Origin of the sequence: Lysobacter cavernae, assembly GCF_042648505.1 — a bacterium.
Taxonomy (GTDB): Bacteria; Pseudomonadota; Gammaproteobacteria; order Xanthomonadales; family Xanthomonadaceae; genus Lysobacter_L; species Lysobacter_L cavernae.
Genome location: NZ_JBHRXK010000001.1, coordinates 536,798 through 549,673, shown reverse-complemented (window position 1 = coordinate 549,673; position 12,876 = coordinate 536,798). Strand labels below are relative to the sequence as shown.

The 12,876-nt window shown below is 66.6% G+C and carries 8 protein-coding genes and 1 pseudogene; 5 read left to right on the top strand and 4 right to left on the bottom strand.

Translation table 11 applies throughout. The annotated features are described in order from the left end of the window. Positions 1-69: 69 nt before the first annotated feature. The 3 genes from ACFOLC_RS02470 to ACFOLC_RS02460 are packed head-to-tail and all read left to right on the top strand — an operon-like array spanning position 70 to position 3,416. Positions 70-1,554 carry an MFS transporter gene (locus tag ACFOLC_RS02470; RefSeq protein WP_386757188.1) on the top strand — a complete coding sequence of 495 codons (1,485 nt, stop codon included), beginning with the start codon at positions 70-72 and terminating at the stop codon, positions 1,552-1,554. Between the two features lie 40 nt (positions 1,555-1,594). Beyond that, complete coding sequence (locus ACFOLC_RS02465; protein ID WP_386757186.1) at positions 1,595-2,611, top strand: glycoside hydrolase family 43 protein; 1,017 nt, start codon at positions 1,595-1,597, stop codon at positions 2,609-2,611. Next, on the top strand, positions 2,601-3,416 hold the full coding sequence (locus ACFOLC_RS02460; RefSeq protein WP_386757184.1) for an aldose 1-epimerase: 816 nt from the start codon (positions 2,601-2,603) through the stop codon (positions 3,414-3,416). Before ACFOLC_RS02465 ends, ACFOLC_RS02460 begins: the two co-directional genes overlap by 11 nt. A gap of 234 nt (positions 3,417-3,650) precedes the next feature. Here ACFOLC_RS02460 and uvrA read toward each other — a convergent pair. From uvrA to ACFOLC_RS02440, 4 genes and pseudogenes are all read right to left on the bottom strand, one after another. Beyond that, positions 3,651-6,515: pseudogene (uvrA, locus tag ACFOLC_RS02455) on the bottom strand (excinuclease ABC subunit UvrA); the annotation flags it as partial. 211 nt (positions 6,516-6,726) lie between these two features. Further along, positions 6,727-7,644: an OmpA family protein gene (locus ACFOLC_RS02450; protein WP_386757182.1), complete on the bottom strand. Its 918-nt coding sequence runs from the start codon at positions 7,642-7,644 to the stop codon at positions 6,727-6,729. 127 nt (positions 7,645-7,771) lie between these two features. Further along, a complete protein-coding gene (locus tag ACFOLC_RS02445; RefSeq protein ID WP_386757181.1) occupies positions 7,772-9,841 on the bottom strand; it encodes a S8 family peptidase in 2,070 nt (689 codons plus the stop codon). 639 nt (positions 9,842-10,480) lie between these two features. Further along, positions 10,481-11,947 (bottom strand): OmpA family protein, encoded by a 1,467-nt coding sequence (locus tag ACFOLC_RS02440; protein ID WP_386757179.1) that lies wholly within the window; start codon positions 11,945-11,947, stop codon positions 10,481-10,483. A 231-nt stretch (positions 11,948-12,178) separates the two neighbouring features. Here ACFOLC_RS02440 and rplU point away from each other — a divergent pair, with 231 nt between their 5' ends. Beyond that, positions 12,179-12,487, top strand: a complete 309-nt coding sequence (rplU, locus tag ACFOLC_RS02435) for a 50S ribosomal protein L21 (RefSeq protein WP_386757177.1) — start codon at positions 12,179-12,181, stop codon at positions 12,485-12,487. Between the two features lie 15 nt (positions 12,488-12,502). Beyond that, positions 12,503-12,760: a 50S ribosomal protein L27 gene (gene rpmA, locus ACFOLC_RS02430; RefSeq protein WP_386757176.1), complete on the top strand. Its 258-nt coding sequence runs from the start codon at positions 12,503-12,505 to the stop codon at positions 12,758-12,760. The last annotated feature ends 116 nt before the right edge of the window (positions 12,761-12,876 follow it).

The window sequence follows — 12,876 nt, the reverse complement described above, 5'->3', positions numbered from 1 at the left end:
AGCAACGGGCGGGCCGCGCCACATCGGCCTCGCTGCGGCGGGGCCCAAGAATCTCGACGCCAGGGGCACATGAACAGCACTTCCGAAACGTTGTCGGTCGCCGAGAAGATCGGCTACAGCCTGGGCGATCTCGCCGCCAACCTGATATTCCAGACGTTGGTGACGTTTCTGGCGTTCTTCTACACCGACGTGTACCGCATTGCGCCCGGTACGGCGGCGACGATCATCTTCGTCGTCGGCATGCTGGGCGCCTTCGTGTTCACGCCCATCATCGGCATCGCTGCCGACCGTACGGTCACGCGCTGGGGCAGGTTCCGGCCGTGGATCCTATGGACGGCGATCCCGTTCGGGGTGTTCTCGCTGCTGGCCTTCAGCACGCCCGACCTGGCTCCGAAGGCCAAGGTCGCCTACGCCTTCGCGACCTACACGCTGCTGGTGATGGTGTACGCAGCCAACAACCTGCCGTACTCGGCACTGAGCGGTGTGCTCACCGGTTCCATGGCGCAGCGCAACAGCCTGTCCGCCTACCGCTTCGTGGCGGTGATGGTGGCGCAGTTCGTCATCCAGGTGCTGCTGCTGCCGTTGGTGCTGATCCTCGGCGACGGCGACAAGGTGCGTGGCTTCCACAACACGATGATGCTGTTCGCCATCGTCGGCACCGTGTTCTTCCTGATCACCTTCCTCACCACGAAGGAGCGCATCGTCCCCGCGCCGGAGCAGAAGTCCAGCGTTGCGCAGGATCTGGGTGACCTGGCGCGCAACCGGCCGTGGGTGGTGATGCTGTTGCTGACCATCCTGGTGTTCATGACGCTCGCGCTCAAGGGCGGCATGTACGTGTACTACTTCAAGTACTACCTCAGCGCGACGCACCTGGCGGGCTTCCTCGATCAGGTCGGCTTCAATGGCTTCATCGCCGGACTCAACTCGGTGCTGACCAGCGTGGGCCTGACCGAATTCCAGTGGCCGAAGGATGCGCCCACGTCAGCGCTGAGTCTGTTCAACGCGGGCGGCATCGTCTTCATGATCCTGGGCATCGGGTTCTCGAAGCGGTTGGCAGACCGCTTCGGCAAGCGCGATGTCTTCGGTGGCGCACTGTTCGTGTCCACGCTGTTCATGCTGGCGTTCTGCGTGTTTCCACCGCAGGCAACGTGGGTGGTGTTTGTCTCACAGATCCTGCACGGCTTCTTCTACGGCATCACCATCCCGCTGCTGTGGGCGATGATCGCCGACGTGGCGGACTACTCGGAGTGGAAGAACAACCGGCGCGCGACGGCCATCATCTTTTCGGCGATGCTGTGTGGGTTGAAGATCGGCTTGAGTGTCGGCGGTGCGCTGGTCGCGGGCATCCTGGCCTACTACGGCTACACCGCCGACGCACCCGTGCAGGCAGCGCAGACGGTGGACGGCATCCGCATGGCGGTGAGCGTGTACGCCTCGCTGCCGTTCCTGACGTGCATAGCGTTGTTGTTCCTGTATGAGATCAACAAGCCGATGGAATCGCGCATTGAGCAGGAACTGGCTGCACGGCGCTTGCAGGCCGGCGCGACCGCCTGATCCCCACTTCAGCGCTCCAAAGAAGCTCGCGGAGACCTTCATGTCCGACACATCCGAATCCAACAATCTGCAAACGCTGGCCACCAAGGCCATCTCGCAGCCGCTGGTCACGCATATCTATACGGCCGATCCGTCGGCGCACGTGTTCGAGGGTCGGATTTACATCTACCCCTCCCATGATTTCGACGCCGGCATCCCGGAGAACGACGACGGCGATCATTTCGGCATGGAGGACTACCACGTCCTGCGCATGGACTCGCCCGACGGTGAGGCCGTGGACTGCGGCGTGGCGCTGCACGTGAAGGACGTGACCTGGGCGCAGCGGCAGATGTGGGCGCCGGATGCGGCGACCAAGGACGGCAAGTACTACTTGTACTTTCCAGCCAAGCGCGCCGACGGCATCTTCCAGATCGGCGTTGCGGTGAGCGATTGTCCGGAAGGGCCATTCATCCCGGAGCCGGAGGCGGTGCAGGGCAGTTACTCCATAGACCCGGCGGTTTTCACCGACGAGGACGGTGTGTCGTACATGTACTTCGGTGGCCTGTGGGGCGGTCAGTTGCAGAAGTACCGCGACAATGCCTACGGCGCATCCTTCGAGGAACCGGCTGGCGGCGAGCGTGCACTGGGGCCGCGCATCGCGCGCCTGGCCCCGGACATGAAGGAATTCGCCGAAGCGCCGCGCGAGGTGCTGATCCTCGACGAGAACGGACAACCGCTGCACGCCGGTGACCACGACCGTCGCTTCTTCGAAGCGTCGTGGCTGCACAAGTTCGGCGACAAGTATTACTTCTCGTATTCCACCGGCAACACGCACTTGCTGTGCTATGCAGTCGGCGACAGCCCGTACGGACCGTTCACCTACGGCGGCCGCATCCTCACGCCGGTGGTGGGCTGGACCACGCACCACAGCATCGTCGAGTTCCAGGGCCAGTGGTACCTGTTCTATCACGACTCGATTCTGTCGGGCGGCGTGACGCACTTGCGCTCGATCAAGGTGGCACCGCTTCACCATGAAGCGGACGGGCGCATCCGCACGATCGATCCCTATGGCGCCTGATGCGGCGATGACGCAGTTGGCGCCGGGGCCGCTGATCACCCTGGCGCAGGGTTCGGTGTCGGTCGACATCGCACCACAGGCCGGCGGCCGTATCGCGCAGGTCCGCATCGACGGGGTGGAGCAGTTGGTCGGCTACAGTGCGGACAACCCGGCGATGATCGCCTGGGGTTCGTACCCGATGGTGCCGTGGGCCGGACGTGTGCGTCGCGGCGAATTCGCATTCGACGGCGAGCACCACCACCTGCCGACCAACCTCGGCGGTCACGCCATTCACGGCGTCGGCCTCGCGCTGCCATGGCAGGTGGACGCGCAATCGCCGCAGCACGTCGAGCTGTCGCTGGCATTGCCGAAGGATCAGAGCTGGCCCTTCGGCGGCTTCGCCCGCCAGCGTATCGACGTCGCCCCCGATCGACTGCACATGACGCTGTCGGTGACTGCCGTTGATCGGGCGATGCCGGCCACCCTCGGTTGGCACCCGTGGTGGTGCAAACCTGACTTGGTTGAGTTCGCGCCGACCGCGCTTTACCCGCGTGATGCGGAGGGCATCGCGACCCTGCCGCTCGCGCCGCCGCCGCCGGGTCCGTGGGACGACTGCTTCATCAATCATGCGCCGGTACGGGTGCATCACGGCGACCAGCGGTTGCGCTTGACGTCGGACTGCACGCACTGGGTCGTTTACGACCAGCCGGCGCACGCCACCTGCATCGAGCCGCAAACCGGGCCGCCCGATGCCTTCAATCTCGCGCCCAATCGGCTGGCACCCGGCGAAACCGCGCAGGCGTGGTTTCTGTGGGAGTGGCTCTAGGTGCAGGGCTGTGCGGGTCACGTTTCCAGCTAGAACGAACTACTGCCATGCAGGCAGATCGTGGCTTCGCTGAGTTAGAACCCGTCTGCTGGGCGAGTGTTTTTCACCCGCCGCAAGATCAGCCAGAGCACAACGTCCCTTGCGGAGCACCCTGTTCCCAGAGGCAAGCCGCATTCCTGAGTTACTGCATCGGGCTTGGGGTGCTCATGCGGCGGATTTCTTCCGGCTCGGTTTCCGGCTGGGCTCGGCCTGCGTCACACCCAGCAGCGGGGCGAGGAAGCGGCCGGTGTGCGAATGCGGCAATGCGGCGATGTGCTCGGGCGTGCCAGTGGCGAGGATGCTGCCGCCGCGGTGGCCGCCTTCCGGGCCCAGGTCGATGACCCAGTCGGCGGTCTTGATCACGTCGAGGTTGTGCTCGATCACGACCACGGTGTTGCCGTCGTCGCGCAGGCGGTGCAACACGGCGAGCAGGTGCTCGATGTCGTGGAAATGCAGGCCGGTGGTCGGCTCGTCGAGGATGTACAGCGTGCGTCCCGTGTCACGGCGCGAAAGCTCCTTCGACAATTTCACGCGCTGGGCTTCGCCGCCGGACAGCGTGGTCGCCGACTGGCCGAGCTTGATGTAGCTCAGGCCGACGTCGACCAGCGTTTCCAGCTTGCGCGAAATCGACGGGATCGCCTCGAACAGGTTCAGCGCATCCTCGACGGTCATCTCGAGCACGTCGTTGATGTTGTAGCCCTTGTAGAGGATCTCCAGCGTCTCGCGGTTGTAGCGCTTGCCGCCACAGACGTCGCAGGGCACGTACACGTCCGGCAGGAAGTGCATCTCGACCTTGATCAGGCCGTCGCCCTGGCAGGCCTCGCAGCGGCCGCCGCGTACGTTGAAGCTGAAGCGGCCCGGTGAATAACCACGTGCGCGCGCTTCCGGCACCTGCGCGAACAGCTCGCGCAGTGGTGTGAACAGGCCGGTGTAGGTGGCCGGGTTCGAGCGCGGCGTGCGCCCGATCGGTGACTGGTCGATATCGACCACCTTGTCCCACAGCTCGATGTTCTCGTGCGACTTGTACGGTGCCGGCGTGTGCGAGGCGCCGTTGAGTTCGTTGGCAGCGATCGCGTACAAGGTGTCGTTGATCAGCGTCGACTTGCCCGAGCCGGACACGCCGGTGACTGCGGTGAACAGGCCGCTCGGCACGGCCAGGTCGACGTTCTTGAGGTTGTTGCCGCTGGCGCCGTGCAGGTGGAACGTGGTCTTCGGATCGGGCTTGTGGCGCTTGCTTGGAATCTCGATGCGCTTCTTGCCGCTGAGGTACTGGCCGGTCAGCGAGCGCGGCGCCTTCAGCAAATCGGCCAACTGGCCTTGTGCGATCACCTCGCCGCCGTGCACGCCGGCCCCGGGGCCGATGTCGACGACGTAGTCGGCCAGGCGGATCGCGTCCTCGTCGTGCTCGACCACGATCACCGTGTTGCCGAGGTCGCGCAGGCGGGTGAGGGTGCCGAGCAGGCGCTCGTTGTCGCGCTGGTGCAGGCCGATCGACGGCTCGTCGAGCACGTACATCACGCCGACCAGGCCGGCACCGATCTGCGAGGCCAGACGGATGCGCTGGGCCTCGCCGCCGGACAGGGAATCGGCCTTGCGCTCGAGCGTGAGGTAGTCGAGGCCGACATCGACCAGGAAGCGCAGCCGGTCGCCGATCTCCTTGACGATCTTGATCGCGATCTCGCCGCGCCAGCCGGGCAGGTTGAGGCCCTTGAAGAAGTTCAGCGCCTCGTCGACCGGCAGCACCACGATCTCGGGTAGTGGCCGCTCGGCGACGAACACGTTGCGCGCGGCGCGGTTGAGGCGCGCGCCGCCGCACTCGGTGCAGGCACGTTCGCTGATGTACTTGGCCAGTTCCTCGCGCACCGCGGCCGATTCGGTTTCGCGGTAGCGCCGTTCCAGGTTGGGCACGATACCCTCGAAGCGGTGCTTGCGCTGGCTGCGGCTGCCGCTTTCGGTGAGGTAGGTGAAGCTGATCAGTTCCTCGCCGCTGCCGAACAGCACGGCGTTGCGCACGTCCGCGCTGAGCGACTGCCACGGCGCATCGACGTCGAACCTGTAGTGCTTGGCCAGCGACTGGATCAGCTGGAAGTAATAGGCGTTGCGACGGTCCCAGCCGCGCACCGCGCCGGCCGACAGCGACAGCTCCGGATGCACGACCACGCGCGACGGGTCGAAGAACTGCGCCACGCCGAGGCCGTCGCAGGTCGGGCAGGCGCCGACCGGCGAGTTGAACGAGAACAGGCGTGGTTCCAGCTCCGGCAGCGAGTAGTCGCAGACCGGGCAGCTGTACTTGGACGAAAACAGCAGCGGCGGCGCGTCGCTGCCTTTATCGGACGTGTTGTCGAGCGACATCACCTGGGCCATTCCGTCGCCGAGCTTGAGGGCAGTCTCGAACGATTCGGCCAGGCGCTGCTTGATGTCCTCGCGCGGCTTGAAGCGGTCGATCACCGCCTCGATCGTGTGCTTGACGCGCAGCGCCAGCGGCGGCACCGCATCGATCTCGTGCAGTACGCCGTCGACGCGCACGCGCACGTAGCCCTGCGCGCGCAACTGCTCGAACACCTGGGCGTGCTCGCCCTTGCGCTCGCGGATCACCGGCGCCAGCAGCATGTAGCGCTGCTCATGGTCCAACGCGAGCGCCGCGTCGACCATCTGGCTGACGGTCTGTGCTTCCAGCGGGTAATGGTGATCCGGGCAGCGTGGCGAGCCGACGCGCGCGTACAGCAGGCGCAGGTAGTCGTAGATCTCGGTGATGGTGCCGACGGTCGAGCGCGGGTTGTGCGAGGTCGCTTTCTGCTCGATCGCGATCGCCGGCGACAGCCCTTCGATGTGGTCGACGTCGGGCTTCTCCATCACGCTGAGGAATTGCCGCGCGTAGGCCGACAACGACTCGACGTAGCGGCGCTGGCCTTCGGCGTAGATCGTGTCGAACGCCAACGACGACTTGCCCGAGCCGGACAGGCCGGTGATCACGATCAGCTTGTCGCGCGGCAGGTCGAGATCGATGTTCTTGAGGTTGTGCGTCCGCGCGCCGCGGATGCGGATGTAGTCCAGCGCCATCGGGTGCCTGTCTGGGGGAGGGCCGTCCTCGCGCAACGCGACGACGAACAGGTGAGCGTATCGATTGGCGAAGATGGGGGCAAATCCGAAAAAAGGAAGCCCCGGCCGACTGCCGCGGCGGCGGCCGAGCAGTAGTGATGTGCCCGAGTCGAGCTGTGGCCGCAACAACACCGGGGGCTTGCACCCCCGTGTTGCGGGCCTTGCGGGCGGCCTACTTGAGCAGCTTGAAGCTGGCGCCGGCCTGGCCGGTGCCGGGCTGGCCCTGGGTCTCGATCACGGCTGGGCTGACGCCGTTGACGATCAGCTGCACCTTGATCGCCTCGGCGCGCTGCTTGGACAAGGCCAGATCGTCCGCGGCCACGCCCGTGCTCCCGGCCGGGCCGGTGATTTCCAGGCGAGCCCCAGCCGAGGCGGCCTGGATGGCCTGGGCGGCTTTGCTGAGCAGGTCGAGGCTGCCGGCGGTGACCTTGGCGCTGCCGTCCTCGAACTGGATCGGGGTCTGGTTCAGTGCTTGCATCAGTTCCGCCGCCGAGGCGCCGGGTTTGAGGCGGGTCAGGGCCTGCGCGGCGTCACTGCTGGCCGGGTTGGCGGCATTGTTGCCGACCCCCTCGAACAGGCCGCTGTAGCGGTAGCCCGGGAACAGCGCCTGCGCCTTGCCGAGCAGCGCCGCGCGGTCGGTCGGGGACGCGTAGCCGCTGAGTTCGATGGCCTGGCCTTCGAAGGCCACGGCCGCACCGGGCATGGTGAACGCGGCGGCGAACTTGGGCAGCTTGCCCAGCCACGGCGCCGATCGAGCGCCTTTGTCGACCGCCAGCGCGCCCGACGCATTGCCGGCGCCGTAGGCCTTGTCCAGCGCCTCGACGATGGCGTTCTTGCTGGCCGCGCTGTCGACCGTGCCGTCGTAGCGGACCTTGCCGTTGTTGTTGACCAGGTTGAGGCGGGCTTCGTACTGCGCCACCGCTGCGGTGGTGCTGGCGGTTTCAGGGCTGCTCGCGGTGCCGGCCGTGGACGACTCGCGGTTGCAGGCCGCCAGGGTGAGCGTGAGGCCGATCGCCAGCAGCGCCACGATCGCCGGCTTCGGATTCGTGGTGGAACGGCGTAGCGGGTCGTGGAACAAGTGTTGGGTCATTGGGACTCCAGAGGTTCGACATCGGGTTCGACCGGGAAATCGCATCGTCAGGCCGATGGCTATGGCCTGGCTGACGCGAAAAGAGAGGGCCCGATGCAACGGGCCCTCTGAATCCGCCGTGTGGTGCTCAGCGGCTGGAGGAGTACTCGATCTCGACCGGGTTGGCGCATTCCTGCGTCCCGTTGTTGCACAGCTTGTAGCTCATGGTGCCGCTGCCGATGATGCGGAACGTGTCGGTGGCGACGCCGTTGTTGCGCACGGTCTTGAGGATCGCGCCATTGCGGTAGATGTCGATGTTGCGCTTGCCGTGGGTCCACGACAGGGTGGTGCGGGTGCGGTGGTTGGTCAGCGCCGTCGCTTCCGCCTCGACCGCGCGCGGCCAGTTGGCATCGACGAAGCTCGGGAACAGCGACACGCCAGTCGAGTTGCTGAAACCCTTGACGTTGACGTACCAGGTGCCGCCCTGCGGGGCCGGGAAGAAGCAGTTCTCGCTGTTGCCGCCGCTGAATGGACGGCAGTCGTACGAGGTGTTGGTCGGTGCCGAACCGTACTTGACGTAGATGTCCGCATCGCCGGTGCCGCCGTACATGGCGAACAGCAGGTTGGAGGCGCCGTTGGGGACTTCCAACTGGTAACGGACGGTACCGCCGGCCAGCACTTCGATGCCGGTGACGGTCACGCCGTTGGCCAGCTCGATCGCCGGCGGCGGCGGCGGCGGCGGCGGCGGGTCGGCCGGCAGTGGTTCGGCACCGGAGGCCACGGCCACCGCGTAGCGGGCGTCGATGATGCCGGCGCCGCAGGGCTTGTCGTAGCTGCAGCCGGTCGCGAAACCACCGGAGGCGTAGGCGGTGTTCTCGAGGATCTTCTCGATCTCGGCCGGCGTCTTCGGCGTTGCCGCCGCGGACTGCATCAGCGCGACCACGCCGGCCACGTGCGGGGCCGACATCGAGGTGCCGGCGTACCAGGCGTAGCCGTCGCCTTCCTGGCCCTGCAGGCCCAGGTTGAGGGTCGACAGGATGTTGTCCGCGGCCGGGGCCGAGCCCGAGCCACCCGGGGCGGCGACATCGACCACGGCGCCGAAGTTGGAGAAGCCGGCCAGTGCGCCGGTCGGACCGACTGCCGACACGGTAATCACGTCGTTGCAGCTGGCCGGCGAGTAACCGGCCGCATCCGCCGACGAATTGCCGGCCGAGACCACGATCGTGGTGCCGCGTCCCTTTGCCGCGGTATAAGCCGCCTGTTCGGCCACGCTGCACGCGCCGCCGCCGCCGAGGCTGAGGTTGATGACTTCGGCCGGGGTGGCGTTGTCGGGTACGCCGGCGACGCTGCCACCGGAGGCCCAGGTCACCGCGTCGATGATGTCGGACTCGTAGCCGCCGCACTTGCCGAGCACGCGCACCGGCTGCACCTTGGCGCCGAATGCGACGCCGGCGACGCCGACGCCGTTGTTGGTGGCCGCCGCGACCGTGCCGGCGACGTGGGTGCCGTGCCAGCTGCTGTCATCGGGGATGCCGAAGATGCTGCACTCGCCGTCGTGCCAGTCGCCCGGGTCGTTCGGGTCGGCGTCGCGTCCGTCGCCGTCGACACTGACTTCCGTGTCGATGATGAAGTCGTAGCCAGCCACGTAGCTGCCGACCAGTTCGGCGTGCGGCGTGCTGCCGGTGTCGAGCACCGCGACCACCACGCCGTCACCGGTGCTGAGGTCCCAGGCCGGTTCGGCGTTGATGCCGCCGGGGCCGTTCTTGTAATGCCACTGCTGCGCGTACAGCGGGTCGTTCGGCACCAGTAGCGGCTTGCGCAGGCGGTCGGGTTCGACCGTGAGCACGTTCGGGTCCTTCATCAGTTCGATCATGAGCTGCTTGCTGGCGACGCTGTCGAGCTTGCGCTCGGTGCGGATCAGCGCACCGCCCGTGGCCAGCGTGCGCAGCGGCATGATGCCAACGCCCAGCGACTTGGCGGCGCTGGCCAGCTGTTGCTGGTTGGCGGCCGCGCCGAGGCGCTTGGCCTCGCCCTTGTAGGTGATGATGAAGCGGTCGTGTTGCGCGGGGACAGCGGCCTTGGCGGCCTGCGGGGAGAGGCTGGTTACCTTGTTCTTGACGGTCGGCACCTTGCCGCCGGAGTAGGCGGCCGGCGCGATGACGATCGCCGTGGCCATGGCGAGTGCAGTCCATTTCAGTGAGCGTGCTTTGCGGTTCATGACAACATCCTTTGTTGTGAGCTGCTCAAGACTCCCGGCGTCTCCCCCTGCCTGACGTCGGGTACGGGTCCGCGGTGACGGCAAGGTGCCGTCCCGCGTGACTTCGGTGGGCGCCGATCGCACCACGTCCGTCCCGGACGATGCGATGCCGCGCAGGTTTCATGGATTGGGTGCAGGCGAGCCGATGCACGCCCGCAGGGGCGTGCAGATGCGAAGGAGCGGGTGTCGGGCCGCGCCGGGATTCGGCACGCGTCGGCGGCAGCGAGCCGCGGACTTTGCCGCGGCGAAGCAGGGACAGACTGGATCCTTCCAGTTGCATCTAATCAGGGACTCCCTGGGTGAAAAACCGCAGCGACGGCCTCCTTGCGCAGAGCTGTGCGCACACGAGTCAGTGCCGGGATTTCGTAAGGAGCGACCCCCTGTAGTCGCTCACGATTTGGAACCTAGTCGAACCATTCTCCCCGCGCAAGTGGCGATGATTTCAGTGGCGTGAAGAGTGGATGAAAACGGCCTGATCCGGGCGTCGTGCCGCATTGATTCGAAAGACTGGTGCTGTGGAATCTTTCGCATCTTGTGGCCATCGCAACAAGAACGGGGACGCGTTGCGTCCCCGTTGCATGGGTCGCATGGCATGCGTGGTTACTTCAGTACGGTGAACTCGATGCGGCGGTTGCTGGCGCGTCCGGCGTCGGTGCCGTTGTCAGCCACCGGCTTGTCCTGGCCGTAGCCCTTGCTGCTCAGTCCAGCCGTGTCGACACCGTGCTCGCCCAGGCGCTGGCTCACCGCATCGGCGCGCTGCTGCGACAGCGTCGTGTTGGCGGCGGCATTGCCGGTGTTGTCGGTGTGGCCGCCCACTTCGATCCGGGTGCCCGCTGGCGCGGCCTTGATCGCATCGGCGGCCTTCTTGAGGATGTCGTCACTCTTGGACGAAATCCGCGCGCTGCCGGTCTCGAAGTGGATCACCATCAGGTTCAGTGCCTTGACCAGGTCGTCGGCGCTGAACTTGCCCGGGGCCAGCTTGTCGAACGCCTGCGCGGCTGCATCCGAGGTCCTCTCCGCCACCGCGCCCACGCTCTGGGCGGCACTCTCGAACAGGCCGCCGAAGCTGAAGCCACCGAACGCCGCCTTCAGTTTGCCGAGCAGCCCGATCCGGTCGGCGTCGGCGAGGTTGCCGCTGAGGTCGACGCGGTTGCCTTCGAAGGTGAGCGTGGCGCCGTTGGCGGTGAATTGCGGCAGGAAGCCGGCGAGGGCCGCCAGCCAGCCCGGCGTACGCGCATTCGGGTCGATACTGAGCTGGCCGCTGGCATTGCCGGGCCCGAACGCCTTGGTCAGGGCGTCGGTGATCGCACTGCGGGTGGCCTCGCTGTCGACCACGCCGTCGTAGGTGACCTTGTCGCCGGTGCGGGTCAGCACCAGGCGCGAGTCGAACTGCGCGGCGGGCGTTGCCGCCGGCGCCGGGGCGGTCACGGGCGCGGTGTCGGCGACCGGTGCGGTGGCTTCGCGCTTGCAGCCGCGCGACAGCACGAACGCGGCGATGATCGCCGCCGCGATCAGCAGCCAGGGCAGCCAGCGGCTCAGGCCGGCTCTGGCCGGGGCATCAACCGGCGGTCGCGGGGGATCCGCTGCGCGCGCACCGGTCACTGCGGCACCGGCCCCGGTCATGGCCGCGGCCCCCCATTGGCCGAATTCGTCCATGCCCGTGCCGAGCCCACCGAACCAGTGCTGCAGCTTCTCGGGCCAGCCGCTGACGCTGGTCGGCAGGTCGCCGTGCTCGCTGAGCTCATCGACCGCATCCGGGAGCATGGCCGCTGCCGCGTTGCCGACCGTCGCCGTCGGCAGGCCCAGCTTGGCGCCGATCCCGGCCAGGGTGTCGGTGCCGAGCACGCTTTCGAGTTGGGCGGCGCTGATCGGCTGGTTGGTGCCATGGCCGAGCCAGGAGCTGACCACGTCACCCAGGCCGCGGTCGCGGAAGGCCTGGATGAAGCCACTGGGCCCGCCGCGCTTGGGGTTGAAGATCAGGGCCACCAGCGCCCCCAGCAGCGGTCGTGCCTGCTCCTGACTCAGGCCGAACCGGCCCGCCACCTGTTCCAGAATCCGGTTGAACATGGCAATACTCCTTCCTGAATGGAGTTGGCCGCAGCCCAGGCCGCGGGCGAGGCGAGTACAGCACGCGCCGCGTTAAGGCCGTGGCAGGCCAGGCCCGCCGGAGACAGCCCGTCCGGCTGCTTTCGTGTGGATGGGTGGAGTTGCTGTAAGCCGCTGAAACCCCTACAATTCCGCTTCTGTCCGCCCGCCAGGGCGCGGCAGCGACCAAAATAACTACAGAGGAATCTGGTCATGTACGCAGTTGTAGTCACCGGCGGTAAGCAATACCGCGTGATGCAGGGCGAAACCCTGCGCGTTGAACTGCTCGATGTCGAAGCCGGCAGCGAGATCAAGCTCGACAACGTCCTGATGCTGGGCGATGGCGAAGGCGTGAAGCTTGGCGATGCCCTCAAGGGCGCCAGCGTCACTGCCAAGGTGATCGGCCACGGCCGTGCCGACAAGGTGCGCATCGTGAAGTTCCGCCGCCGCAAGCACCATCGCAAGCAGATGGGCCACCGTCAGCATTACACCGAAATCGAAATCACCGGCATCGCCGGCTAATCAGGAGAAGCCGCCATGGCACATAAAAAGGGCGTAGGTTCCACCCGCAACGGCCGCGACTCCAACCCGAAATACCTCGGCGTGAAGATGTACGGCGGCCAGGCCATCGAGGCCGGCAACATCATCGTCCGCCAGCGCGGCACCCAGTTCCATCCGGGTGCCGGCGTCGGTCTGGGCCGCGACCACACCTTGTTCGCGCTGGTCGACGGCAAGGTCGAGTTCGCGACCAAGGGTCCGAAGAAGCGCCGCACGGTCAGCGTCGTCGCCGGGTAATTGCCTGCCGGTTCAAGCCGCGGCTTGAGCTGGCGACGCACCATCCGCGAGGGGCCCCGCTTCGGCGGGGCTTTTCGTTTGTGAAACACTATTGATCGTTCTGCTGGAACGTTCTG